Source organism: Ligilactobacillus acidipiscis (genome assembly GCF_900116935.1).
Classification (GTDB): domain Bacteria; phylum Bacillota; class Bacilli; order Lactobacillales; family Lactobacillaceae; genus Ligilactobacillus; species Ligilactobacillus acidipiscis.
Genome location: NZ_LT630287.1, coordinates 382,589 through 406,852, shown reverse-complemented (window position 1 = coordinate 406,852; position 24,264 = coordinate 382,589). Strand labels below are relative to the sequence as shown.

The 24,264-nt window shown below is 38.4% G+C and carries 27 protein-coding genes; 8 read left to right on the top strand and 19 right to left on the bottom strand.

Annotation, left to right across the window (positions count from 1 at the left end):
• Positions 1 to 132 precede the first annotated feature (132 nt).
• The 7 genes from BQ5903_RS01870 to BQ5903_RS01840 form a co-directional block, all read right to left on the bottom strand.
• On the bottom strand, positions 133 to 1,092 hold the full coding sequence (locus BQ5903_RS01870; RefSeq protein WP_010494806.1) for an ABC transporter permease: 960 nt from the start codon (positions 1,090 to 1,092) through the stop codon (positions 133 to 135).
• Complete coding sequence (locus BQ5903_RS01865; RefSeq protein ID WP_056988180.1) at positions 1,092 to 2,180, bottom strand: ABC transporter permease; 1,089 nt, start codon at positions 2,178 to 2,180, stop codon at positions 1,092 to 1,094. The genes BQ5903_RS01870 and BQ5903_RS01865 overlap by 1 nt, the downstream gene beginning before the upstream one ends.
• Positions 2,177 to 3,715, bottom strand: a complete 1,539-nt coding sequence (locus BQ5903_RS01860) for an ABC transporter ATP-binding protein (RefSeq protein ID WP_079578612.1) — start codon at positions 3,713 to 3,715, stop codon at positions 2,177 to 2,179. The genes BQ5903_RS01865 and BQ5903_RS01860 overlap by 4 nt, the downstream gene beginning before the upstream one ends.
• A gap of 411 nt (positions 3,716 to 4,126) precedes the next feature.
• A complete protein-coding gene (locus tag BQ5903_RS01855) occupies positions 4,127 to 5,152 on the bottom strand; it encodes a BMP family lipoprotein (RefSeq protein WP_079578610.1) in 1,026 nt (341 codons plus the stop codon).
• A 345-nt stretch (positions 5,153 to 5,497) separates the two neighbouring features.
• Positions 5,498 to 6,277 carry a hypothetical protein gene (locus tag BQ5903_RS01850; protein ID WP_231920900.1) on the bottom strand — a complete coding sequence of 260 codons (780 nt, stop codon included), beginning with the start codon at positions 6,275 to 6,277 and terminating at the stop codon, positions 5,498 to 5,500.
• Positions 6,252 to 6,986 carry an ATP-binding cassette domain-containing protein gene (locus BQ5903_RS01845; RefSeq protein WP_079578606.1) on the bottom strand — a complete coding sequence of 245 codons (735 nt, stop codon included), beginning with the start codon at positions 6,984 to 6,986 and terminating at the stop codon, positions 6,252 to 6,254. The genes BQ5903_RS01850 and BQ5903_RS01845 overlap by 26 nt, the downstream gene beginning before the upstream one ends.
• Positions 6,949 to 7,353 carry a GntR family transcriptional regulator gene (locus BQ5903_RS01840; protein ID WP_056971324.1) on the bottom strand — a complete coding sequence of 135 codons (405 nt, stop codon included), beginning with the start codon at positions 7,351 to 7,353 and terminating at the stop codon, positions 6,949 to 6,951. Before BQ5903_RS01840 ends, BQ5903_RS01845 begins: the two co-directional genes overlap by 38 nt.
• A 469-nt stretch (positions 7,354 to 7,822) precedes the next feature.
• On the opposite strand from BQ5903_RS01840, the gene msrB reads away from it, so the two are divergent.
• Together msrB and BQ5903_RS01830 are read left to right on the top strand one after the other, a co-directional pair.
• A complete protein-coding gene (gene msrB, locus BQ5903_RS01835) occupies positions 7,823 to 8,263 on the top strand; it encodes a peptide-methionine (R)-S-oxide reductase MsrB (RefSeq protein ID WP_010494826.1) in 441 nt (146 codons plus the stop codon).
• Positions 8,264 to 8,468: 205 nt separating this feature from the next.
• A protein-coding gene (locus BQ5903_RS01830; protein WP_154022001.1) for an IS5-like element ISLpl3 family transposase occupies positions 8,469 to 9,243 on the top strand; the annotation gives its coding sequence in 2 pieces (ribosomal slippage) (positions 8,469 to 8,803 and positions 8,802 to 9,243; 777 coding nt in all).
• Positions 9,244 to 9,257: 14 nt separating this feature from the next.
• On the opposite strand, the gene BQ5903_RS12155 is transcribed toward BQ5903_RS01830, so the two are convergent.
• From BQ5903_RS12155 to BQ5903_RS01815, 4 genes are all read right to left on the bottom strand, one after another.
• The gene (locus tag BQ5903_RS12155; protein WP_231920899.1) at positions 9,258 to 9,647 is read right to left on the bottom strand and encodes an MFS transporter; all 390 of its coding nucleotides are present in this window, start codon (positions 9,645 to 9,647) and stop codon (positions 9,258 to 9,260) included.
• Complete coding sequence (locus BQ5903_RS01825; protein WP_231920898.1) at positions 9,608 to 10,414, bottom strand: MFS transporter; 807 nt, start codon at positions 10,412 to 10,414, stop codon at positions 9,608 to 9,610. The genes BQ5903_RS12155 and BQ5903_RS01825 overlap by 40 nt, the downstream gene beginning before the upstream one ends.
• 101 nt (positions 10,415 to 10,515) lie before the next feature.
• Complete coding sequence (locus BQ5903_RS01820) at positions 10,516 to 11,085, bottom strand: SOS response-associated peptidase family protein (protein WP_079578604.1); 570 nt, start codon at positions 11,083 to 11,085, stop codon at positions 10,516 to 10,518.
• A 29-nt stretch (positions 11,086 to 11,114) separates the two neighbouring features.
• On the bottom strand, positions 11,115 to 11,876 hold the full coding sequence (locus BQ5903_RS01815) for a DeoR/GlpR family DNA-binding transcription regulator (protein ID WP_079578598.1): 762 nt from the start codon (positions 11,874 to 11,876) through the stop codon (positions 11,115 to 11,117).
• 254 nt (positions 11,877 to 12,130) lie between these two features.
• On the opposite strand from BQ5903_RS01815, the gene BQ5903_RS01810 reads away from it, so the two are divergent.
• Positions 12,131 to 13,474, top strand: coding sequence for a TrkH family potassium uptake protein (locus BQ5903_RS01810; RefSeq protein WP_079578596.1), 1,344 nt, complete (start codon positions 12,131 to 12,133; stop codon positions 13,472 to 13,474).
• The gene (locus BQ5903_RS01805; RefSeq protein ID WP_010494834.1) at positions 13,467 to 14,168 is read left to right on the top strand and encodes a potassium channel family protein; all 702 of its coding nucleotides are present in this window, start codon (positions 13,467 to 13,469) and stop codon (positions 14,166 to 14,168) included. Before BQ5903_RS01810 ends, BQ5903_RS01805 begins: the two co-directional genes overlap by 8 nt.
• Positions 14,169 to 14,247: 79 nt before the next feature.
• Here the strand turns inward: BQ5903_RS01805 and BQ5903_RS01800 are convergent, their stop codons facing one another.
• From BQ5903_RS01800 to BQ5903_RS12410, 4 genes are all read right to left on the bottom strand, one after another.
• Entirely contained in the window at positions 14,248 to 14,892 is a 645-nt protein-coding gene (locus BQ5903_RS01800; RefSeq protein WP_079578594.1) for an SDR family oxidoreductase, read from the bottom strand.
• An 86-nt stretch (positions 14,893 to 14,978) separates the two neighbouring features.
• A complete protein-coding gene (locus tag BQ5903_RS01795; RefSeq protein ID WP_079578592.1) occupies positions 14,979 to 16,199 on the bottom strand; it encodes an AI-2E family transporter in 1,221 nt (406 codons plus the stop codon).
• Positions 16,200 to 16,461: 262 nt separating this feature from the next.
• Positions 16,462 to 17,322, bottom strand: a complete 861-nt coding sequence (locus BQ5903_RS01790) for a fructosamine kinase family protein (protein WP_079578590.1) — start codon at positions 17,320 to 17,322, stop codon at positions 16,462 to 16,464.
• Between the two features lie 143 nt (positions 17,323 to 17,465).
• Positions 17,466 to 17,591 (bottom strand): hypothetical protein, encoded by a 126-nt coding sequence (locus tag BQ5903_RS12410; protein ID WP_268869392.1) that lies wholly within the window; start codon positions 17,589 to 17,591, stop codon positions 17,466 to 17,468.
• Between the two features lie 311 nt (positions 17,592 to 17,902).
• Here BQ5903_RS12410 and BQ5903_RS01785 point away from each other — a divergent pair, with 311 nt between their 5' ends.
• The 4 genes from BQ5903_RS01785 to BQ5903_RS01770 all read left to right on the top strand — a co-directional run bounded on the left by BQ5903_RS01785 (position 17,903) and on the right by BQ5903_RS01770 (position 21,734).
• Complete coding sequence (locus BQ5903_RS01785) at positions 17,903 to 18,577, top strand: YczE/YyaS/YitT family protein (protein ID WP_010494843.1); 675 nt, start codon at positions 17,903 to 17,905, stop codon at positions 18,575 to 18,577.
• Between the two features lie 336 nt (positions 18,578 to 18,913).
• Positions 18,914 to 20,224, top strand: coding sequence for an IS1380 family transposase (locus BQ5903_RS01780; protein WP_079578588.1), 1,311 nt, complete (start codon positions 18,914 to 18,916; stop codon positions 20,222 to 20,224).
• 188 nt (positions 20,225 to 20,412) lie between these two features.
• Positions 20,413 to 21,144, top strand: a complete 732-nt coding sequence (locus BQ5903_RS01775; protein ID WP_191980740.1) for a hypothetical protein — start codon at positions 20,413 to 20,415, stop codon at positions 21,142 to 21,144.
• 170 nt (positions 21,145 to 21,314) lie between these two features.
• On the top strand, positions 21,315 to 21,734 hold the full coding sequence (locus BQ5903_RS01770) for a hypothetical protein (RefSeq protein ID WP_191980739.1): 420 nt from the start codon (positions 21,315 to 21,317) through the stop codon (positions 21,732 to 21,734).
• Between the two features lie 366 nt (positions 21,735 to 22,100).
• On the opposite strand, the gene BQ5903_RS01765 is transcribed toward BQ5903_RS01770, so the two are convergent.
• The 4 genes from BQ5903_RS01765 to BQ5903_RS01755 form a co-directional block, all read right to left on the bottom strand.
• Positions 22,101 to 22,532 (bottom strand): OsmC family protein, encoded by a 432-nt coding sequence (locus BQ5903_RS01765; protein ID WP_079578586.1) that lies wholly within the window; start codon positions 22,530 to 22,532, stop codon positions 22,101 to 22,103.
• Positions 22,533 to 22,631: 99 nt separating this feature from the next.
• Positions 22,632 to 22,943, bottom strand: coding sequence for a transporter permease (locus tag BQ5903_RS12150; RefSeq protein ID WP_231920896.1), 312 nt, complete (start codon positions 22,941 to 22,943; stop codon positions 22,632 to 22,634).
• 11 nt (positions 22,944 to 22,954) lie between these two features.
• The gene (locus tag BQ5903_RS01760) at positions 22,955 to 23,761 is read right to left on the bottom strand and encodes an SLC13 family permease (protein ID WP_231920895.1); all 807 of its coding nucleotides are present in this window, start codon (positions 23,759 to 23,761) and stop codon (positions 22,955 to 22,957) included.
• Positions 23,762 to 23,857: 96 nt separating this feature from the next.
• Complete coding sequence (locus BQ5903_RS01755; protein ID WP_056972565.1) at positions 23,858 to 24,121, bottom strand: CsbD family protein; 264 nt, start codon at positions 24,119 to 24,121, stop codon at positions 23,858 to 23,860.
• Between the last annotated feature and the right edge of the window lie 143 nt (positions 24,122 to 24,264).

Below are 24,264 nucleotides of genomic sequence, written 5' to 3'. Positions count from 1 at the left end.
GTCTTTTTAGACTTCCACCCACAAATACTTTACGCTAACGAGCAGTCAAGGTTGCTGATCTTGACTGCTCGGTTATTATTGTTTGACTATAGCAATAAAAATTACTATCGAACTACTTCTACAAATACAGCGTTATTTACTCTTAATGTAATTCTCCCCGTCAGCTGCAGGACCAACTGACTTTCCTAAGAACAAGACCAAAACAATGATAGTGATCAAATATGGAGCAATCTGGAACCAAACTGAGTTAACTCCTGCTAGTCCTGGAATGTATGCACCAATGATCGGTAAACTTTGAGCTAAGCCGAAGAAAACTGCTGCTCCCATCGCGCCAAGCGGATTCCATTTACCAAAGATCATTGCTGCCAGAGCCATAAAACCTTGGCCAGAGATGGTACTGATCGAAAAGCTAAGTGTGATCGATTGAGCCATAACTGCTCCACCGAGGCCACCCAGAAATCCAGAGATCAAGACCCCAATATACCGATATTTGTAAACATTAATTCCTAAAGTATCTGCGGCAGCTGGGTTTTCGCCTACAGAACGCAAACGTAGACCAAAGCCTGTGCGATATAAAATATACCAACAAATCACAGCTACGATAATAGCGAACCAAGCTACTAACGATGTCTGAGTAAAAAAGACTTTACCAAAAAACGGGATATTTGCCAAAAATGGAATTGTTTTTGTCCCTAAACCTTGATCTATTTCAGGCGTTTGACCTTTGCCATCATAAAATATCCGTGTCAAGAAAACGCATAATGCTGGAGCCATCATATTTAAAACCGTTCCCGAAATAATGTGATCAGCTCTAAAACTGACAGTTGCGACTGCATGCAAAGCTGAAAATAAACAGCCAAAAGCACCACCAACCAGTAAAGAGATCCATGGAGTTGCATCACCAAAAGTATGCGCAAAATTCAGCGTAAAGACACTAGAGCTAAAGGCTCCAACGATCATCATACCTTCCAACCCAACATTAACTATTCCGCTTCGCTCTGAAAAAGTACCTCCTAAAGCAGTAAAAATCAGTGGTGCTGCATAGACCAAAGTCGTAGACAAGATGGTCATCAATGTAGTGGTTAAGTTCATTATTTGCCAGCCCCCTCTTCTTTAACTGCTTCTTTTTTTTGCGGCTTATTTTTTCTTTTGTTCAATAATAATTCGATCACATATTTAATAGCGACAAAGAAAATAATCGCCGCTGTAACGATGCTAACAATTTCTGTTGGTGTATTAGAGTAAACGGAAATACTCATACCGCCGATCTGCAAAGCAGAGAAAAGCAAGGCAGAAAAAATAATTCCGATCGGACTATAGTTAACTAATAAAGCAACCGCCATCCCATCATAACCGACTTGCGGCAATGCATTTGAAACGGAGATATTCTGAAAGTTCCCCAAGCCATCCAAAGCACCACCAAGGCCCGCCAACAATCCTGAAATCAACATTGACATGATAATCGTCTTTTTAACATTCATTCCGGCATATTTAGAAGCTTCCTCGTTGATACCCACGCTGCGCAATTCAAAACCGCTCTTCATACGATTAAAATAAAACCAAATCACAAAACAAATTATAATTGCGATCAAAAAGCCCCAGTGCAAAGTAGAATTTGCCGTTAAATTTTCAAGAAAATTGCCACGCAAGCTGGCTTTAGCTGCAATATTAGGCGAGCTGTCTTCTCCCTTACCTGCCAACCAATCTTTAACAGCAAAATTGACAAAATAAAGCGAAACATAATTTAACATGATAGTCGTGATAACTTCACTTGTTCCAAAATAAGCACGTAAAACACCCGCTATCGCTGACCATAATCCGCCCAACAAAGCACCTGCTAAAATTGACACGATTATTAATAGCCATCCTGGAAGAAAAGAAAACTTTAAAGCGACAATAATTGCTCCAAACCATCCCATCAAATACTGACCAGAACCACCAATATTAAAGAACCCCGCCTTACTAGCAACGGAAAAACCTAGTGCAGTCAAGATCAGAGGGGTCATGTTTCTTAAAGTTTCTCCGACTGAATAAACACCTCCAAAAGCGCCATCAAATAAACTAGCATAATTTTGGATCGGATCATAGCCGAAAATCAGCATTATGATCGCGCCCACTATAAAGCCAGAAATAATTGCTACTAAAGGTATCACCCATGATGATTTAACTTTTAGCTTCACTTCACTGCCTCCTGTGTATTTGCTTGAACTTTTTTACCAGCCATCATTAAGCCTAATTCTTGGGCAGAAGTAGCCTTAGGATCGATCTCGCCAACAATTTCTCCTGCATGCATTACCACGATTCGATCAGACAACTTCAAAATTTCGTCTAATTCAAAACTAACCAGTAATACAGCTTTACCAGAGTTACGCTCGTTATTGATCATTTCATGAATATACTCGATCGCACCAACGTCAACGCCACGCGTAGGATTAGCAGCGATCAATAAATCTGGATCGCTCGCTATCTCGCGGGCAACAACAACTTTTTGTTGATTTCCTCCGGATAAAGAACCAACAGCAACTTGTTCATTTTGTGAACGAATATCATAGTCACTGATCAACTGTCGCCCATGTTCATTGATGTACTGATAATTTAAGACTCCCGACTTATTTGCCGGCTTCTGATAGTAATTTTTTAGGGAAAGATTTTCTGCTAAAGTTAGCGGCAAGATCAGCCCCACGGTTTGCCGGTCTTCTGGAATATAGCCAACGCCTGCTTCCGTGATTTGTCGAACTGGCTTATTTTCATAATGCTTCCCTTTAATTTCAATTGAACCGGATTTAATTTTTCGCATACCAGTAATTGCTTCGATCAACTCCGTTTGCCCGTTGCCGTCAATTCCCGCAACTCCAACGATTTCTCCAGTGTGGACCTGAATGTCTAAGTTTTTAACTCCTAGCCAACCATTTTTTTCAACATTCAACTTTTTAACATCCAAAACAAGTTTATCTTGATCGACTTGTTTTTTTTCAACAGAGTTCCGCAACTTTCGTCCAACCATCATTTCTGCCAAATGTTCTTCAGTAGCGTCTTTTACTTCAACAGTATCAATAACTCGTCCATTTCTAATAACAACACAACGATCAGCTGCTTCTTTAATTTCTTTTAATTTATGGGTAATAAAAATGATAGATTTTCCCTCATCCGCCAAAGCACGGAAGATTTTCATCAACTGGTCGATTTCCTGGGGTGTGAGAGCCGCCGTTGGTTCATCAAATATAAAAATGTTAGCTTCTCGATATAAAGCCTTCATAATCTCGACTCTTTGCTGCATTCCAACTGTAATATCAAGAACTTTAGCGTGAATATCAATATCCAATTGGTAACGTGCAGAAAGTTCCTTGATCCTTTTTTCAGCACCGGAATAATCAATTCGCCCGCCACGCTTGATAGGTTCATCACCCAGAATAATATTTTCCAGTACCGTAAAAGCAGGGATCAGCATAAAATGTTGATGCACCATTCCAATGCCATAATCCTTAGCCTCACGTGGGTTTTTCATTTTTACTTCTTTACCATTGATCAGTATCTCACCTGAAGTTGTTTCTAATAATCCTGACAACATCCCCATTAAGGTTGATTTTCCAGCCCCATTTTCACCTAATAAAGCTAATATTTCTCCCTTATGAACACTTAATGAAATGTCATCATTTGCTTTAAATTGACCAAATTTCTTGGTAATATGTCTCATTTCAACGACTTTTTCTGTCATTGTCAGCCTCCTATTTTAATGACAGAGCACAGTGAGATGAAAGAAAGCGAACATTATCTGAGCCTAGCGTTATAGCGTGCGATTTTAGTGCTATAATGTCGAACTTAGAAGATGGCATTTTCTGTCTCACGGAACTCAAGTTAAATCACAGCGCAAGGGCAAGCAGGTCAGAAGCAAGTATATCGTTTTTTAACAACACATAATACTTGTGCTGTTGCAGCTAGATAGACAAAGCCTCTTGTTAGCCTCAACGCAAAGAATGCCTTACCTTTTTATACAACTCGCTAATCTAGAAAAAAGGTGAAGGATCGGTAACCCGATTCTCCACCTCTTACGCTGACGTAAGTTGATAAAGTGTCTTAATATTAGTGTAGCGCGAAGAATATTTTCTAAACGAGAAGTTCAGTGTAATTATTCGGCTTTAACCTTGATATCTCCATTAATGATCTTATCTTTGTATTGTTGAACGGCGTCTTTAGTTGCGGAAGACATATTATCATCGATCAAATCGACACCTTTGTCTTTCAACTGGTAAGTAACAACTTTTCCGCCAGGGAACTTACTCTTCATTGCTTTGTTTGACAAATTCTTAACAGAATTTCCAACTTCCTTGACCGCTGAAGCTAAAGTAACATTGCCGCCTTTGTACTTACCATCGGCCTTTTGATCTTGATCAACACCGATGACCCAAACCTTTTGACCATTCTTAGACTTATCTTTAGCCGCCGTAAATACTCCGGAACCGGAACCGCCAGCTGCGTGGAAGATAACATCTTCACCGTTATTGTACATTGCACTTGCTAACGAATTACCAACATCAGCTTTAGTAAATGAGCCAACATATTTCACATCAACTTTGATCTTAGGGTCAACTGCGTGTACCCCTTGAATATATCCCTTTTCAAATGTTGTAATAACATCACTCTTAATACCACCAACAAAACCAACTTTATTGGTCTTTGTTGTCTTAGCAGCGGCTACACCAGCTAAGAATGAAGACTGTTCAGTCTTAAATGTCACAGAAGCAACATTCTTACGTCCCTTAACTACATCGTCAATAATTGCAAAGTTTGTATCTGGATTTTGCTTAGAAGTTTTTTCAATAACGGGTGCTAACTTATAACCAATGCCAAAAATCGTTTGATACTTAGCTTTAACCAGTTTATTCACATTAGGCGTGAAATCAGAATCTGAATTAGATTGAGCGTAATTATAACCATTAACACCCTTCTTAAAGTCATGCTGATCTCCCCATGCTTTCATACCTTCCCATGCAGATTGGTTGAATGACTTGTCATCAATACCACCACCGTCAGTTACTAATGCAACTGTATGTTTTGTACCTTTAGAAGAATCCGAGTTTTTGTTTCCACAGCCAACTAAAATTGTTCCCAACATCAACGTTGCAGCTAAAAGCGCGGTCGCTTTTTTATTCATTATGTGCACCCCTCAAAAATGTTTTATTGCTCTTTCCTAAAACAAGTATACCTTTTTAAATTTTAAAAGCAATATATTTTTGTAAAAATAGCAAATAAAGTTCGCTTTTTATTGCAATAAATACTTCTAAATTTTGAAATATATCTATATAGAGATAAAAGGCGAATATTTTTCAACCACTCACCGTGGTGGTCTAACCAAAATTATCTATTATAAATACCAGTATATTTAATGATACGTTCCAATTTAGGAACCGACCGCTTATTAACTAATTTTAAAACACACATTAAAACTAGGGTCAAAAAAAGCCATCACCTTTTTTAAGATAATGGCTTTAATTCATTTCTATTGTTTACTTTCAACCTGCTTGTTTAGTAATAAAATATTGCAGATCGAAAGTATGACGGCTAAAACAAACATTATTAAAGCTGTCCACATCGGACCAGTATACACGCTTGAAGAATAAAGCATATATTGCAAATAAGAGAGCTGTGAGAGCCACCCTTGCAGTTTAGTAAACATCCAAATTGCTATATAGATCAGGACTATATAGATTATTGCTTTATACAGTGTTTGATGATTTGACGGTAACGCACGAGAAATTGCCGTTGTTAATAAGTGGATCAAACTGATCATGGCCCACCAAAACAAGATCCCTGCCAATGAAGCTAAGACCAGTGCTAGTAAAAAAAGCCATAGGCGAGATTCAACACCAGCGAAACTAGTACTTAACATCGCGCTTATCTGTTTCATATTGAACAAATAATAAATTAAAACAAAAATCAACTGCACTAATGATACTAGAATAAAAGCAATCAGCGAACTGAAAGTATTACTTAGATACAGTTTAGTGTCACTGATCGGTATCAGACGATACCTATTCGAAGTGTATACTTTCTCACTAGTCCAGGTCAGAAAGATAAATGCCAGCAGTGTTGCTAAGCCAGACCACCCCATTGAATGCTGTAATAATAAGGAACTCCATTGTTTGGTAAACAAATTCCCACTAAAAACATCAGGAAGCAATGAAACTACCACAGCTATTAAGTAAAAAGATATGATCCAACCAACAGTCTTTATCTTGTCGGTAAGCAAAACTCTACTCATTCTTCTGAGACTCGTCATTAGTTGTTACCTCCTCGTCGTATAATCCTTCATAATAATCTTCTATGCTGACTCCTTGCTCCCTGATTTTTTCAGTCTTCTCATGAGCGATCAAGTGGTCATCCTTGATGATCGCTACTTCATCCAATAAACCAGAAATCTCAGAAATATAATGATCACTGATCATCATCACGGCATCAGGGGCTTTCCATTGAATCAAGCTATTAACTATTTTCTTACGTGTCATACTGTCTATACCTTCAAATGGTTCATCTAATAGATAAACAGACGCACGCCGAGCCAAAGTTAAACTAATAACTAACTTTTCTTTCATCCCTTTGGATAACTCACCAAGTTTTTGCTGATCACTGCCAAAATCCAAAAAATCGCTGAGTTCACGATATTCATTAGTACTAAAATCAGGATAGACTTGGGAATAGAAGTCAACAATATCTGTGATCTTGCTTCCCTTAGAAAAACCATCCAAAGAATCTGTATAACTAACCAGTGCTTTACGCTCAACTATACCAGTCTCGTCTTTAATTTTAATAACGCCTCTTGCACCCTTAGCAACTCCAGCAATGCTACGCATCAAAGTAGTTTTACCAGCACCGTTTTCACCAAGTAAGCCGATAGTTCTTCCCTTTTCTACTTCTAAATTGATATTTGCCAGGATTACCCGCTGATTTCGCTTATAAGAGACATTTTTCAGTTCGATCGTGTTTTCCATCTTCACTTCTCCTTTTTTCCAGAAAATCATCTAAACACCCTTTGATCTCGACATCGCTGATATTCAAAGCATGCAATTGTTTATACATTGCTAATAGACTTTTGTTGATCAGATTCTGCCGCAGATCTTCAATAATAGTTGGATCAGACGTAACAAAGTTGCCAAGTCCCCGACGAGATTCAAGAATATTTTTGATGATCATCTCTCTTAAAGCTCTCTGTACAGTATTAGTATTGACCGAAAATTGGAGTGCTAACTGACGGACAGAGGGGACCTGTTGGCCTGAGTGAAAACGTCCGCTAATGATTTCTCCAGCAATATACTGTTCTATTTGACGATATATAGGTACATCATCAGTAAATTTCACCAGACACTCCTCCTTTTTTAAACAGAGTGCAGTGAGACAAAAGAAAGCAAACACTCTATCGGAATCTGGTGTTAGAGCACGTTCCTTGTGCTGTATTGTCAGACTGAGATAGGTGGAACTTTCTGTCTCACGAAACTCGACTAAATCACAGAGTGCAGTGAGACGAAAGAAAGCGAGCACTATCGGGGTCTGGCGTTAGAGCACGGTTCTTGTGCTGTAATGTCAGACCGGGATAGGCGGAACTTTCTGTCTCACGAAACTCGACTTTTAAAAGAATGTAATAAACAATTCAGTGTATCACTACACTAATACACGACTATATAAATGTCAACTAATGTAGGACACAAATCAGACAGTAGGCAATATTTTTGCATTTTTCTTATAAATAAAGCATAATTTTAATGAATCAATCGTGCACAACCATTTCTGGTTTTGAGTCAGGATATGTTACAGTAAGGAGTGTTGGTACATGGAAAACAAAGAGGATTTAAAAGCAAAATTAACTAAAGAACAATATGATGTGACACAAAATGCGGCAACAGAAATGCCTTTTTCTGGTAAATATGATGATTTTTATGAAGAAGGCATTTATGTTGATGTTGTTAGCGGCGAACCGTTATTTTCTTCTCAAGACAAATACGATGCAGGCTGCGGTTGGCCTTCATTTACCAAAACTCTGGAAAAAAGAAATGTTTCTGAAAAGAATGATTTTTCTCATTTCATGCATCGGACAGAAGTTCGCAGCAAGAAAGCTAATTCTCATTTAGGTCACGTCTTTCCAGATGGCCCAAGTGAAACTGGCGGTTTACGTTACTGCATCAATTCTGCTGCACTGAAATTCATTCCAGTTGAAAAATTAGCTGAATCTGGTTATGGCGAATATAAAAAGTTGTTCACTACAAACAAATAAAAATAAAAAGCGGCGTGTATCTTAAAAGTCCTAATGCATAATGACTTTAATTGATACACGTCGCTTTTTTAGATTTTATCTAGTTATTATTTCAGGTAAAAATCAATTTTAAATTCAATCACCCACGCAAAAACACGCAACTAGGGACTGTCTGAAAACTAAAAATTCAGGTATAATCTGAGGAAAAACGAATCGAGGCATTCCGATGATAACACCTAAACGATACGAACTGGAAGATGCTCAGTGGGACCGAATCAAAGGATACTTCCCGCCATACCGGACTGGCCGTCCATCAAGCCTAGACAACCGTACCGCCCTCAACGCTATCCTCTGGCTCATGCGCAGCGGGGCTCCTTGGCGTGATCTACCTGAACGCTATGGCTCTTGGAAAACGGTGTATAGTCGCTTCCGAGCCTGGGTAAGTTCAGGCTTGTTCGAACAGGTTTTTCTCGAATTGATTGACGATCCCGACATGGAAAACTTGAGCTTAGATTCAACGATCGTTCGAGCGCATCAAAAGGCCACTGGGGCAAAAAAAAGCCGAATGTATGGTCGAAAATCAAGCTATTGGACTAAGTCGAGGTGGCCGAACGACCAAGATTCACGCACTCGTTGACGGATTAGGGAATCCCTTGGGTTTTCGCCTAACAGGTGGTCAAGTACATGATAGCCAAGTTGCCAGTGAGTTGCTGGAAGGCTTCGATATTTCTCAATCAAATATTATCGCGGATAAAGCCTATGGCACCGCGAAACTTCGCCAGTATATTGAAGATAAAGCAGGCGTCTATACCATTCCGCCAAAGGAAAATACCAAAGACAAGTGGACCTGTGATTACCACGTTTATTGTGAGCGCCATTTGATTGAGAACTTCTTCAATCAGTTGAAGAACTTTCGTAGGATTGCAACGCGTTATGATAAGCTCGCTCATGTTTATCTGGCTACGGTCTACATTGCCTCAATTTGCATCTTACTTAAGTAGTTTTCAGACGGACCCTAGTCAAAAATAGTTCTGCGACGATCAACAGCTAATCCAGCCAAAGTCAAAATAACTACTACGATCAGTAATAAAATCAATGGCAAATTCCAAGAACCGGTTAATTGTTGCAAATAACCTACACCTACTGGGCCGAACGCTGCCAAAATATAGCCTACAGCTTGTGCCATTCCAGAGATTTCGGCCGTTTGTTCTGAAGTATCTGTTTTGATATTAAATAGCGCCATCGCTAAACTGAAGGCCATATTGGACGCTAACCCCAAAACGACCACGACGACAATTGTTAGACTGACACTAGCAGTAGGGATCATTAACAACCCGAGGCCCGCTAAAAAGCCCACTGCCATACTTAAAATAATGCCGCGTGTTCTTTTAAAACGATAAGCCAAGATCGGTACAAAATAGCTAGTGACAAGGAAGCTAACTGCATTAACCCAAACAACTGACTTGCTTGTCCTCGTGACATACCATGTGACACCAAAATCGTTGGGACCCAGGTCAAGGTCGTATAAAACAGCAAGGATTGCAAGCCCATAAAAGCTGAGAGATACCAAGCTCCGCGTGCCTTCCACACAGAATTTCCTGTTCTTTTACCTGTTTTTGACTTATGAATGTTTCTTAAAGCCGGCAGCCAAAAAATCATCCCCAAAACAGCCAAAATCGACACACTTTGCATCGCCTTTTGCCAGCCGACATGGTCAGCCAAGGCTACACTTTGCCCCGAAGCCAGGACGCTAAATAATGTCATAGAAAAAGTATAAACACTAGTCATGACTCCAACACGTTGCGGGTACTTTTGGGCGATCGTGACGGGCATCAAAACATTTAGCACTGCAATGGATAGACCGATCAGTAGCGTTCCTATCAATAAGAAAGTCGTTGAAAATACCCGAAAATAATTTCCGAGTGCTAAAACCAAAACTGCAAAAAACATGATCAACTCATTTCCAAACCTTTTCCCTAATTGGGGGACAAACGGAGAAAATAATGCAAAACATAATAATGGGATAGTAGTAATACTCCCCAACAATCCCGCCGACACGCCTAAGGTTTGCTGGATATTACTTAAAAGAGGCGACACCATCCCGATCGGCGTCCGCATACACCCCGCAAACAAAATAATACCTATGATCAATAACTTTCCTTGTTTCTTCAAAAAACTCTTTTCCTTCCCTTATTTAACCAATAGTCTTGTAACACTAACATATGTATGAAAAATAATGACATACTTGTCTAGCTTACACTAAAATCTTAATTTTATTTCGCCCATTTTTCAGCCGTCAACAGCGGCATTTTTTCTGTCAAAAAATTCTGGGCAAATTCTCGCTGATATATCCACCGATTGATTTGATTCTTTGCCAGTATCAATGGCATCCGATCATGAACCTCGACCATTGACTCATTTGGCTTTGTAGTCAGTAAAATACTCCTTTTTTCACCAGCAAACATTCCGTAAAACCCAGCAATGTATAATGGTTGGGGCTCTTCTTGATAATTAAACCAAATCTTATCTTTTTGTTTTGTCCATTCAAAAAAGCCGGTAGTCGGATACACACACCGATTTACTGTAAAATGTTGGGCAAACATTGACTTAGTTTGAACAGTTTCTGCACGAGCATTGATCAAAAGTCGCTTTGAATCGAATCCAGGAAAACCCCACTTCATTGAAACTACTTGGACTTGTTTTTGTCCTGCTACTATCAGAGCTGTTTGATCACTAGGAAAAATTTCCCCAATTTTAGGCGAATAACCAGCCTTTTGTGCTAAGCGATATATCCGATCGATCTCTGGGCTGGTTTCCGGTTGAAACATAAAACGGCCACACATTTTATTACCTCCACGTTCACAGGTACTGATCAAGAAAGATGCTTGACTTCTCTGAGATCGATCTTCTTGTCTTGTAAGATCCTTCTGACACTTATTGGAATACCGTCATCAGTAATGACCATCTTAGTTTGCGTAAAATCGGCCAACTTTATCAAACTGGCTTTACCAAACTTGCTTGAATCACTCAATATGATCAGCTTATTGGCATTTTGGGCCATCGCCTCTACGATATCAGCACGCATTATATCACGTCCAAAAAAACCTTGTTGCGGGTCAAATCCGTCCATACCGATAAAAAGTTTATCAACGTGAAAATTTGCTAAGACATTCTTCGCGATCGGTCCGACCACAACTTCAGATTCTGCTTGATATTTACCGCCTAAAACAAAAATGGTGATATTAGGATGATCTGAAACAAAATCGGCAATAAAATAAGAATTTGTGATCACTGTGACATGTTTTTGCTGCTTACCTAACTCTTGGACCAGCAATGCACAGGTCGAGCCGGATTCTACCATGATAGTTTCCTGATCACTCACTAAATTTGCGGCAACTTGTGCAATTTGTTGTTTAACATCATAATTTTGAGCCATTCGATAATTCAATTTAGTGGGATCGTTAATAATAGCATAACCATGTTTTCTGACAAGTAATCCCTTTTTCTCTAAGTCCGAAAGATCCTTGCGTATCGTCACCTTTGAAACATTTAACATTTCACTCAATTCATTGACTGCGATTTTTTGTTTCTGATTAACGATCTCTAATAGTTTGTCACTTCTTTTTATTGTCATGTCCAAACCCCCAATATTATTAGTTTAACATACAATATATGTGTCTAAAAATGCTGCTGGAATAACCACCAGTGATCACACGCTAAAAATCGAGCAGTTTCGATCTATTTTAGCGGTTGAACAGTTCATTTGCCAAGCAAGCTGACTTGTTCCATACTATGATCTATGAAGGTCTTATTCTAGCGTGTTTCGGTTATTTCAAAATGAATGATAAAAGTGTATAATCAAAGCGAATTAGTAAGGGAGGTTTTTTCTTGTTTACTTTTGCCAACCGTCACTTCTCGTTGTCTAGTACATTGACAATTGGTTTCGTGGCGGTCATTTTATTCGGAGCTCTACTGTTAACATTGCCGATCGCGACAGTGCATGGTATTGAATCATCCTTTACAATTGCCCTCTTTACATCCACGAGTGCAACCTGTGTAACCGGCTTAACTCTAGTCGAAACTAGTACATATTGGTCCTTTTTTGGTCAGTTCGTGATTATGATGCTTAGTGAAATTGGTGGTTTGGGTTTCATGACCTTCATGGTTTTAATGTTTACTTCTGCCAGAAGAAAATTGCGTTTGTCAACGCAATTGTTGGCACAAGAATCGTTAAACCTCCAACATTTATCTCAAGTTAAATTAGTTAAAATGATAGTTGGCCTCTCTTTAGGGATCCAAACCGTTGGTGCGATACTATTGTTTTTTGACTTTTACCCAAAATTCGGTCTATTTAAAGGGATCTGGTACAGTATTTTTCACTCGGTATCTGCTTTTTGTAATGCCGGTTTCTCTTTATTTGGCAACAGTATTGCGACATTTAAAGATAACACTTATATTTTAACTGTCCTTGGTATATTGATCATGTGCGGCTCGGTTGGCTTTCTAGTCTGGCGGGATGTTTTAACATATCACAAACGACATCACCTTTCACTGCACACAAAATTATCGCTTAGGACTGGTTTCGTAATTTTCATTGGCAGTATCTTCTTGTATGCTTTGACAGAAAACGGTTTTAATAATATTTCACACAATACCTCGACTTTCCATAATATAATTAATATTATCTTTATGGCTATCACGCCACGGACGGCTGGACTAGTAACTTTTGATTACACTCACCTCTCAATGGCGGGGACTTTTTTGACCATGATCTTAATGTTCATTGGTGGAACTCCTGGTTCAACCGCTGGCGGTGTCAAAAGTACTACGATCGGTTTATTAGCAGTTCAGACATGGGCTACCTTGCGGGGGCACCATGACGTAAACTTCAGTAATCGTCGTTTTCCAAGAGAAAATATCTATCGTGCTTTGACCTTAATAGTTGTTGCATTTTTGATTGTTTCAGTTGCTACTTTTGTTTTATGTATGACTCAGCCGCTAGCTGAAAAAATGGGCCTTGAATATATTATCTTTGAAGTTTTGGCAGCATTTGGCACAACTGGGATCAGTTTAGGTCTCACTGTTCATCTAACTCTATTTGGCAAAATTGTGATCATGCTGATGATGTTTATCGGCAGAGTCGGCATTTTCAACGTTATGTATACTGTATTAAATGCCAAGAACGGTCAAAGTGATATTCGCTACCCGGAGGAGAGTGTTCTCATTGGATAAATTTAAAAATAAAAACCAGGTCACACGAGCTGACGAAAACTATGCGATCATTGGTCTGGGAAAATTTGGCGGTGCTTTGTGCAAGCAGCTAGCCGCCGAAAATCAAGAAATTTTAGCGATAGATACCAAAGAAAAACTAGTCAATCGCTACATGAATATTGCTAACAAGGCTGTCATTGCCGATGCACAAGATGAAGAAGCACTAAGAAAACTAAATATTGAAGCCTTTGACCATGTCTTTATTACGATCGGTTCCGATATTCAGGCAAGTGTCTTATCTGCACTGAACTGCAAAGATTTAGGCGTGAAAGATCTGATATGTAAAGCCCAAGATCGGAGTCATGCCAGGATCTTAGAGCGGATCGGGGCCGATCAGATCGTGCAACCAGAATCTGATATGGCTAAAAGGATCGTAATGCATCATCGTCAACCTCATATTATCGACTATCTAGATCTCAGTGAAGATGTGACTTTAGCTGAAGTCGAAGTTAATAATAAGGAATACACTGAACGGACACTAGGTGAGTTATCATTAAGAAATAATTTTGATGTAAACGTGATTGCCATCATCCAAAAAGATCATGTTGATGTTTATCCTGATGCTAGGAGCATTATTCATCACAAGGATATGCTGGCAGTTATCGGCTCAGTAGATGCTGTTAACAACTTTGATCAAGAATTTAACGAAAGCTAAAAAAAGAGTCGTGCTTGAAGTCTAACTCCCAATCAAGGAAGTTACATTTCAAGTTTACGACTCTTTTTAATACCCATTTTTATTTAGCTTGTTTGATTGCTGTCGCGATCGGGGTCTCACCACTTATCAATGGGATCACTTTTCCGATAGAAGAATCATCGTGCAAACTAGCAGCAACTGCGGCCGCGACGTCTGCCCGGCTGATCGAACCGCCCTTTTCTAAATCATCAGTGGCGACTTTACCAGTTTCATCATCAAACGTTAATGCCCCTGGTTCCAAAATTGTATAATTCAAAGTCGTCCGATGACGTAGCCACTCATCTGCGTAAAACTTAGCAGCATAATAAGGCTTAATAGTGACCCACTTGATTCGGTCTTCTGCAAAAATCGCACTGATCATAATAAACCTTTTTACCCCCGCGATTTTTGCGGCCTGCATACTTTTAACAGCCCCATCAAGATCAACCAGCATGGTCATATCATCACCAGTTTTACCGCCGGATCCAGCAGAAAACACAATAGCATCGTAGCCGCGTAGCTGTTTTGCCATCTCTTCTGGCTGTTTCAATAAATCAAAAACTTCGGCTTTTACGTTTTGCTCACGGAAACTATTAACTTGTTCTTGCCTATGTGCACCCGCAGTGACCTGGTCACCTTCATTTGTTAGATGCTCGACTATCAAACGGCCGACATTTCCACCTGCACCGATTACAAAAACTTTCATTAAATGACCTTCCTTTCAAAAAATGTTGACATTAATGTTCACTGATCATTCTAGTATTTTATTGAAGAGAACGCCAAGAATAGCGCCTACTGCTCCTCTTCATCTGATGATATATCATGCAAGCTTGTATGTTCTGTAACGTAAAGATCCGGATGGCTGCGCTTAAACCAGTCAAAGTATGTCGAAACCACTACTTTGATCACAGCATAACCTGGAACACCAAAAATAACCCCAACCAAACCAAAAATTTTACCAGAAACAAGTAATACAAACAAAACTGTTAAAGGATGGAACTTCATACTATTACCTAAAATCAACGGTGAAATTAACCGTCCCTCTAGGGTTTGTTCGATCACAAAAACGATCAATACCTTGACTAACATAAATGGCGATGTAAACAAACCTACGGCGATGGCGGGCACCATGGCCAAAAATGAACCCAGATATGGGATCAGATTCAACAGTCCGGCAATTATCCCTAGTAATAATGCAAATCTCAAGCCGATGATCATGTAGCCGATCCAAAACAAAACAGCCACGAAAAATGCCACACCTAATTGGCCACGGATATAATTACTTAACTGGCTATTCATATTTTTAAAAATATCTTTCACGCTCAAGCGATAACGGTTTGGTAAAAAACCCACTAAATAATCGGGCAGGTCATGACCATCTTTTAATAAATAAAATAAAATCAGTGGGGCGGTCACAATAGAAATAATTACTGAAGTAACGCGTGATAAAATACTGCCGATCGAATTCAGCGACTTAGGCAAAAAGTTAACTGCCTTACTAGGTTTAAAAATTTCTCCCAAGTCTGTATTAACCGTACTCAATTTATTTTGCAGATCTTTTAAACCATCTGCCGAAAAAAGACCAACAACAAAATTTTCCAATTTAGACCAGTAATCTGGCCAATTGGCCAACAAATCTTGTGTTTGACTTTGAACAACTGGGATTAATGATCCTATCCCCCAAGCAATGAATAATGCCAAGACAATAAAAACTATCGTCACTATCAAAGAACGTTTGATATGATATTTTTTTTCAGCCCAATCCACTAAGGGGTTTAGTATATAATAGAAAACTCCGGCAATAATAACTGGTAATGCTATGGTATTTAAAACGATAGTCAGCGGGCTAAAAATCCACCGCATTTTACTCAAGACCAGTATAATCAAAGATATTAACAAAATAACCAACATCGCAATGGCAAAACGACTATTGATCACCCAATTAAAAAACCAAGAAGCAGACCATTTCCCAGCTTCGCTTTTCTTGGATGTTTTTCTTTCTTTCCCGTCCATTGTTTTCCCTCTTTTCGCATTTTATTTATCATTTTTTATGAAATATTATTAACACCGATAAGCACTATCTGTTAAAAAAATAAGTTCCCAGTAACCGGCTGGGAACTTCTGTGTGCATTACTAAACATCAAATTTGACGCGAATAAATTTATACCGGTTAATTCATTTCCAGTACATCTTCATTATACATTGCAAACCTGAAAATGTCGAAACTAAAACATTCAAATTTGCTAAAATAGCTGGACTACTGTCCACACCCCAACTAAGATTCAGCAATGATACGTTCCATTGTATTATTCACTGCTGAAGCATACATTCCACCGAATTTTTCTAAATGGATCATCAGCAAATATAAACTATAGAAGTTCAAACGTTTCTCATACCCTGCAGCCATCGGATAAGCTTCTTGATAGGCCGAATAAAATTCTTGGTCATACGCGCCAAACACTAAACTACAACCAATATCAAACTCACGGTCTCCATAAAAAGCAGAGGGATCGATCAAAGCTGGTTGGCCATCCTCTAAAAACATATGGTTGCCACCCCAGAAATCACCGTGCAATAAGCTTGGTTTACTTTTATGTTGGGCCAAAGAATCCACAATAATGGAACGAACCTGCTCATACTTTTTAAGAGCTGAGTTAGTCCACAAATGTTTGTCGACTAAAGCATCTCTTAGTTGATCCATCCTTTGTTCAACAAAAAGTTCACTCCAAGTGTCAGTCCACTTATTTTCAAAAGTCATACTTGCTCCCTGATAAGCTTCAGAAAAACCATATTTCTGATTAGGACTATAGTATCGATGCATTTTAGCAACTAAGCGACCTAACTGAGCTTGACTGCCGCGATGTCCTTGCATGAGATAATTAAGCAATAAGTAGGCATCACCGTCGATCTGCCCATTAGCTATCACTCGCGGTGCTTTGACATCGGCAGCTGATAGCGCCTTTAAACCCGCTATTTCTCCAGCATAAAAGTCGGCTGCGCGTCCCTTTTGTACTAACAAAAAATACGGACCTTTTGCTGTATCAACCCGATAAGCCAAATTTACATCTCCACCAGCAATTGGCTGTATCTGGCTGATCTCACTTAAAGGTAATTGAGCGATCCATGTTTGATCCATCAAAATACACCACCATTTCTAAAATCTTTTTCAATATAACTAATATCGTCTAATTTTGTCAAAAATAATAGCACCATCCATGACTAGAATAGTGCCATTACTACCGATATTCAAATTTAATGATTTTGACAAGCAATAGCGTTCTAAACTGGAACAGCGATCGGACCTTTTTCCTTAGTTTTTTTCTTCTTCTTTTGCTCATTAAGTTTTTTCTTGGCTTCATTATAGATATCTTTTGGTGAAGGAACCTTAAACTCCAAAATAATCATAATAAAATCATCTTCCCTTTATAGTTCGGCAAACAGCTTTGAAAGACTCAAATATAGAACCACAATTTACTAATTTACTGGAACAACTACACCTCTTCTTAACTGTAAAATAGCATTTGTGACCGCTTTTTTCAAGGGATTATAACAAACACCCCCTCATCTTAAGAAAATCCATAAATTACGTTTTGAAATATACAAAAAATATGATTTTCCCTGAGTAGGGATTTTGTCTTACAATATCAACTATAGGCACTTATAGTCTTATTTGAACTAAAAACATCTATTTTATCTTTAAGGAGTTCTTACATACTATGTTTCATAAAAATGGCTCACTGACAGTCAGTGGAGATATTTTTTTCTTAATTGTTTCGATTATCATTAATTCTTTTGGTAATGCCTTAACTGTCTCGCTAAATTTAGGCAGCGCATTGTGGACTGCCTCTTCGGTCAACTTGTCTCATTTCTTTAATTATAGTTTAACAGGAGTTTTATTTTGGGAAGGTGTCGCTGTTGTTTTGTCTAATGCTTTGATCATTCGCAAATTTGATTTTCGACGGATTTTTGGTAATTTTGTTTTCATGCTTCCCTTTAGCTATTTAGTTGGGATGCTGACAAGTCTACTCTCAAAGACTAGTTTAAATTCTTTACCGTTACCTCTCAAAATCATTTTAGATCTATGTGGTATTTTATGTATCGCTGCCGGCATTTCAATTTATCAGCGGGTTAATCTGATTTTGCATCCAAATGACGATTTTATGCAGATCATTCGTTTCAAATTTTTCCATGGTAATGCTGCTATTGCTCAGACGACGTCTTTTTTGATCCCGATCACACTGATCATCTTATGTGCATTCGGTAACCAAAATGTTTGGGCAATCAATATTGGTACTGTCTTTTCGTTTTTATTCCAGGGTTATTTTGTTGGTTTAAGTGATAAAATCATTTTTCCCAAATTAAATCACCAAAACCTCGACTTCGATCACTAAGCCGATCCCCCCTTGCAAATCGCATGCTTTTAATAGCTAAGTATCTTATAATGACCTTAGTTTGTTATAAACATCAAAAGGGGTTGATCGCGTGGCAAAAGGGTTTTATTGTCTATTTGACGAAAATGAGCAATTACTTATCGACATAGTCCAATACTTTTTTCAAAATAATATCACTAATCCTGAATTATTCATACTTTTCCCTTAAGGACTACTTTTTGTTGTTGTCATGCTAGTTCGCATCTTTTTCGTTTTTCACCTGTTGGGTGTACAAAAAGAGCACATCCTGTGCTATTGTAAAGTCGATGAAAACCACAAAGAACAGGAGTGCTCCTTATGTCAACTTTACATCATGAAAAACTTTTATTCAATGACCAGATCAACATTTCTAATGACGGTGGTGAGTTAGCGAACGATGCCGGAACTTTATTAATTGCTGAATTTCTGCACCAAATTCACTTTGACCAGCTCTTAGAAGATAACTTGCATTTTAAAGATGACCGTAAATATTGTACCTTTCCCTTGAACAATTTATTTAAGCAGTTGCTGTTGCAATTGCTGGCAGGATACTGCCAAGATCAGTCGGCTAATACCTTGTCACACGCCGTTGATTTTAAGCTGGTCTTGTCTCAAGCGGTCGCTTCCCAGCCGACACTTTCACGCTTTATCAATCACATTTCAGCGTCTGGGCTCTTTTCAGTCAAATCATTGCTCGGCTCGGTAGCTCACTTTGTTCTTGGGCAGCTAAATCAACATCAGCTGATCCTTGATCTAGATTCGACACATGCCGATACGTTTGGTGACCAAGAAAAGAGTGCTTATAACGGTCACTACCAGACCAACGGTTATCATCCTTTACTAGCCTTTGATGCTTTATCGGGCTGCTTGTTGAATGCTCAATTACGCCCCGGCAATCGCTATACTTCCCAAGGTGCGACTAAATTTTTATTACGGAGCTTACGGGCCTATGACGGATCTTCCCTGGATGTCTTAGTGCGAGGAGATTCTGGTTTCGCAGCTCCAGGGATCTACCATGCGTGTGATAAAAAGCAGGCTAAGTTCGTGATTCGTTTAAAAGCGAACTACCAGCTCCAAAGTCGGGCTGAAAACCTGATCCAAGTGGGTGACCAGGACTTCACCGAAGCTGAAGTCCAATGGCATGTCCTGCGAGACTATTGTCCTCAAAGTTGGTCACGACCTTATCGTGTGATTATTAAATCAACGCGGCCGGCGGGCAACTTTCTGTTTGACCATGAGTTTATCGTGACCAACTTGGAAGAATTAAGCGGTCCACAAGTCTTTGCCCTCTATCACCAACGCGGTTCCATGGAAGACTTGATCAAAGAAGTTAAACGTGGCTTTCACTTTGATAAAACGGACAGTTCTAGTTTTGAGGCCAATGAGTTCCGGATGCTGGTAGCTGGGGTCGCTTATAATATACTGCAAGCCATGAAGAACTTAGTTTTACCAACAAAGCTTAAACACGCTCAGGTCGGGACGATCCGTTTTAAATTACTCCATGTGGCAGCTAAGGTCACGCACCATGCGCGTCAAATCTGGGTCCATTTATCTCAGACCAATGTGTTCGATAAATTATTTTGGCAGACACTGTTCAAGATTCAAAATCTAAAAATATATCCGCTGTGAACTCACAAAATAAAAAATGTTTTTCTTAGGGAAAGGGTGAAGTCTGTCCTTTTTTAAACAGTCCGACAACAAAACTAACAAAAAGCTGCTTTTTTTACACACTAAAGTAACTTTGCACAAAGTTTTAACTGCAACGAAAAGTATGAATAATTCAGGCTAATATCTCATTACTTAAATTAAAAAAAGAATTGACCATCAGTGCTTATCAAGCAAACATCGCCTGCAAACAACTGTCAACGATCAGTGACAATAATGAACAGTTTTCCTTTAGTTTTGAAAAAAGTCGCGGGTTAACTTTAAATAATGTCACAACTCAAACGGTCGTACTATTAACCATGTTGCTTGCCAAAAATTCGCTAAATATCAAGATCTTCTTAAACGATGCTTTAGGAATGGGCGGTTCACGTAAAAGTTTTTTAAAAAAAGCCGGTATCAGCCAATCAACTTATTACCGCAGCAAGAAAAAAATGTTCTATGATCTTCAGCAAGAATTTCCCGATCAAAAAATGAATAACGAGATCGAATACCGTGCATTATTGCAGCATATCACATTTTTCTTTTTTGGCAATGAACAGTTTCCCTTAAAGGAATCCAGCAAACAAGTCCATGATATGTTAAATTTTCTGATCCTTAATTGGCAGCTTAAACCCACTTATGCCGAAAAAAGGCAACTTTCTTATTTCCTAGTTATTCAGCTTTTAAGGATCAAAAATAAACAAATGATTTTGGGTAGCGAAGATGATTTACTGACAAGACCATCCAACAGTTATTTTGCACGCACGAAAGACTATCTGAGCAAAAATTTGGGATTAACTGAAGAGCAAGCTTATCATGAGGCGTTATTTTTTAACGCTTATATCATGACTTATAATGCTTCGCCTTTAACAAAGCAACCCCTGTTCAAGCGTAAAAATGAATAAATAAAGTAACAAATCAACAGCTAAAGAACATCGAAACAAATCTGACCGTTCCAGAATGTCGCCACAAGTTCCCTATCTTTACTGAAAAATTGACCAGTTTAAATACACAAACTCTGTCTCCTTTTTTCTTTATCAATACCTGCCTCGAGCAAGAAGCTATTGCTCGATGTATGAATTCATATCCAGTGATCTGTAGTTTAGCTAAGAACTTCATTCGTATCCGCCAAAAAGTCGGTTCCCCATCTTTGTCATTGCAATCATTGCAACAACTTTTTTATCAGTATACAGTACTAATTTTTAGTGAACTTCCTGAAAGTGTCTTGGACGATCAGATCCATATAGTTGCCGATTTTTCAGTTGGAAGTATTTATAACCGCTTTATTCAAAAAAGATTAGTCAAACTTACAGGATCCAATATCGTCATTGATTCAAAAATCACCAAGAAAACAGACCTTTTTATTTCAGACAAATTCTATTCAGGGGTCAAAACCAAACAAATCACCTGGAATTGTCCGCCAACAGCACAAGACTGGCACTTATTAAAATCTTTGCTCGTTTCTTTTCATTCAAAAATAAATAACTTTAACTAAAAATAAGGGGAGTCGCATGAAATTACCATACGCTCCTCTTACTTTCCCCTAAAAAAGGCCTTATAAATTTGGACAATGTTCCCAAATCACATTTATGTACGGAACCACTGTTTATCTAAGGCCTCAACTAACTGACCCTAAGGTCTTACTCCAAAACTTCTTAATATGTAATTATACAAATTTACAAATTTAAACTTTTTGCAACACTGTTATTATACAGAAAGAAAGTGCACAATTTATTTGTGTTAGAATTTTTATTCTTAAAATTTTGGACAATATTAAAAAAAAGCGATAATTTCATTATGTTAACGCTGATATAAAAAAAGTCTTATTAAAAATAAGGTCTCAAAATAAGTTTTTAATTTTTTACTTGGCCCAGTCTTCAACAGCCTCAACACTATAATTCTTGCTGCCGCTCAATAACTGTGATACGCAACATCTTTTTTCAGTTTCGGCAACTAACTTCTTTGCTCTGTCAAAATCGACTTGCGGCACACAGATCTGTGCATGAACTAAAAATTCATAATGAGCTCTTTCACCTATATATGCAATTTTAGCTCTTGCTTTGGCATGATGTTCCAATTGATGTTCTTTTTCAACTGCTTGCATTGTGGCCACTAAACAGGTACATAATGACATCCCCAATAATTGTTCCGGATTTGTTCCAGGGTGGTCATTTAACGGACTGCTAGTTTGTAAATTTAGACCATCTGGAACATATGCATGTCCCTCTAACCCTTCTTCATTATACGTTTCAGTCGTATATAAAGCTGTTTGCCAACGCGGATCATTTTTCATAATAGCTCCTTATTTCTTTTGTAAACACTGTGAACACTTAATACTAGTATTATAGCAAAAAGAACAGCTTTAATTAACTCTGACAACTCCAAATTAGCATTATTGCCAAAAAACTAAAAGAAATCCCACAACACCTAAAATTAACAAGAAAAAGATATTGATCTGCAAAAATATCTTGAAATAAGCTCCGCTCGGCGATTCCGCGCGCTCATAGTATTGTTTGTATGCCAATAAGTTAGCAAGACTAGCAATCAAAGTTCCTAACCCGCCAATATTAACTCCTAGAAACAAAGGATAAACATATTTCGTATATGGTGCTAATATAATGACTGCTGGCACATTGCTGATCACTTGGCTAACAGCCAACCCGCTCAAATAAGTTCCAAAAGAAGTAGAACCCAACATATTCATAAAATTATGTACTATTGGTGCACGCCCAACATCACCGACTGCAATAAAAAAATCAGAAAAGTTAACAATAATGCATAGTCGATCTTACCAAATATTTTGGGGTCAACTAATACAACTATAATAACCGCTGTCGCTAACATAACAGGCATTGGCAAAAAAGAAAAAATACCCGCTAAAATAACAAAAGTGGCGATCAAGGCCAGCACAAGTTTGCTCCAGTCCAATTTAAATTTAGGCAACTTAACATTTGTTATGCGTTCATGCGGTATTTTAAGTGTAAACAACCATAATAACAACAAACTAGCAATCGAAACAGGCAAGGCCATCCGAATAAAGTCATTAAAGTTTAAAGCAAAACGATTTAATAAATACAGATTCTGCGGGTTTCCAAACGGCGTAACCATGCTTCCCAAATTTGCAGCCACGTTCACTAAAACGACAGGCAAGACAATTGGAAGTTTGATCCTTTGCGCAACTATGATCAAGATCGGTGTTAAGGCAATAATAGCTGCATCATTTGTCAAAAACATTGCTGCAAAAAAAGAAGTACAAACTATAATTTGGACCAAAAAGCGCTTATTGTCAGCTAGTTTAACTAATAGCGATGCACCGTAACTTAGGACTTCTATGTGCTCATACACCGCAATGAGTGCCAACAAAGATGCCAAAGAAATAATAGTCTTCCAATCAACATCTGCTAAGCGCGGACGACTGACAAACATACTTAATGCAGCAACTCCAGCAGAAATCAAAAACATTTTATCTTTGCCGATTTTCTGTAAAACCCCAACCATGCTTACTTCTTCCCCCATCTTCATACTTTATTTTCTATCATAGTGCCAAGTCATTTTTTGCAAAAGAAAAAAGCCTCGAGAGCTTTCACTTTCGAGGCAATTCATCATTGTGAATGAAGATCATTCAGCAGCATCTTTGACGTCTTCTTTGACATCTTGAACTTTATCTTCAACGGCACCCTTAGCTTCTTTAGCAGCGCCAGCAACTTTATCCTTAGTATCTCCAGTAAGGTTGCCCTTAGCCTGTTGTACCTTGCCGACTACTTCATCGCCAGCATGTTCTAAACGTTCCCTTAATTCTTCAACAGTATCCTCATCTTTTAATAATAAGTAACCAAGAACTACGTTAGCCGTCAAGCTTACTCCTAACAAGAACTTACGCATATTCTAGCACCTCCATAGTTTTTAATACACATATAATTATACACTAAGAAGACCTGAATTGTAATCCATAACGCTCATCGAAAATTAAATATCACAAAAATAAGGCAAGTATCACGTCCTTAAAAGAGCGTGTTTCCTGCCCT

Excerpts from the sequence above, each read along its gene's own strand:
- BQ5903_RS01870 (WP_010494806.1), bottom strand. The coding sequence starts at position 1,092 with ATGAACTTAACCACTACATTGATGACCATCTTGTCTACGACTTTGGTC.
- BQ5903_RS01860 (WP_079578612.1), bottom strand. The coding sequence starts at position 3,715 with ATGACAGAAAAAGTCGTTGAAATGAGACATATTACCAAGAAATTTGGT.
- BQ5903_RS01855 (WP_079578610.1), bottom strand. The coding sequence starts at position 5,152 with ATGAATAAAAAAGCGACCGCGCTTTTAGCTGCAACGTTGATGTTGGGA.
- BQ5903_RS01850 (WP_231920900.1), bottom strand. The coding sequence starts at position 6,277 with ATGACGAGTCTCAGAAGAATGAGTAGAGTTTTGCTTACCGACAAGATA.
- BQ5903_RS01845 (WP_079578606.1), bottom strand. The coding sequence starts at position 6,986 with ATGGAAAACACGATCGAACTGAAAAATGTCTCTTATAAGCGAAATCAG.
- msrB (WP_010494826.1), top strand. The coding sequence starts at position 7,823 with ATGGAAAACAAAGAGGATTTAAAAGCAAAATTAACTAAAGAACAATAT.
- BQ5903_RS01820 (WP_079578604.1), bottom strand. The coding sequence starts at position 11,085 with ATGTGTGGCCGTTTTATGTTTCAACCGGAAACCAGCCCAGAGATCGAT.
- BQ5903_RS01815 (WP_079578598.1), bottom strand. The coding sequence starts at position 11,876 with ATGACAATAAAAAGAAGTGACAAACTATTAGAGATCGTTAATCAGAAA.
- BQ5903_RS01800 (WP_079578594.1), bottom strand. The coding sequence starts at position 14,892 with ATGAAAGTTTTTGTAATCGGTGCAGGTGGAAATGTCGGCCGTTTGATA.
- BQ5903_RS01795 (WP_079578592.1), bottom strand. The coding sequence starts at position 16,199 with ATGGACGGGAAAGAAAGAAAAACATCCAAGAAAAGCGAAGCTGGGAAA.
- BQ5903_RS01790 (WP_079578590.1), bottom strand. The coding sequence starts at position 17,322 with ATGGATCAAACATGGATCGCTCAATTACCTTTAAGTGAGATCAGCCAG.
- BQ5903_RS12410 (WP_268869392.1), bottom strand. The coding sequence starts at position 17,591 with ATGATTATTTTGGAGTTTAAGGTTCCTTCACCAAAAGATATCTATAAT.
- BQ5903_RS01785 (WP_010494843.1), top strand. The coding sequence starts at position 17,903 with ATGTTTCATAAAAATGGCTCACTGACAGTCAGTGGAGATATTTTTTTC.
- BQ5903_RS01780 (WP_079578588.1), top strand. The coding sequence starts at position 18,914 with ATGTCAACTTTACATCATGAAAAACTTTTATTCAATGACCAGATCAAC.
- BQ5903_RS01770 (WP_191980739.1), top strand. The coding sequence starts at position 21,315 with ATGAATTCATATCCAGTGATCTGTAGTTTAGCTAAGAACTTCATTCGT.
- BQ5903_RS01765 (WP_079578586.1), bottom strand. The coding sequence starts at position 22,532 with ATGAAAAATGATCCGCGTTGGCAAACAGCTTTATATACGACTGAAACG.
- BQ5903_RS12150 (WP_231920896.1), bottom strand. The coding sequence starts at position 22,943 with ATGAATATGTTGGGTTCTACTTCTTTTGGAACTTATTTGAGCGGGTTG.
- BQ5903_RS01760 (WP_231920895.1), bottom strand. The coding sequence starts at position 23,761 with ATGAAGATGGGGGAAGAAGTAAGCATGGTTGGGGTTTTACAGAAAATC.
- BQ5903_RS01755 (WP_056972565.1), bottom strand. The coding sequence starts at position 24,121 with ATGCGTAAGTTCTTGTTAGGAGTAAGCTTGACGGCTAACGTAGTTCTT.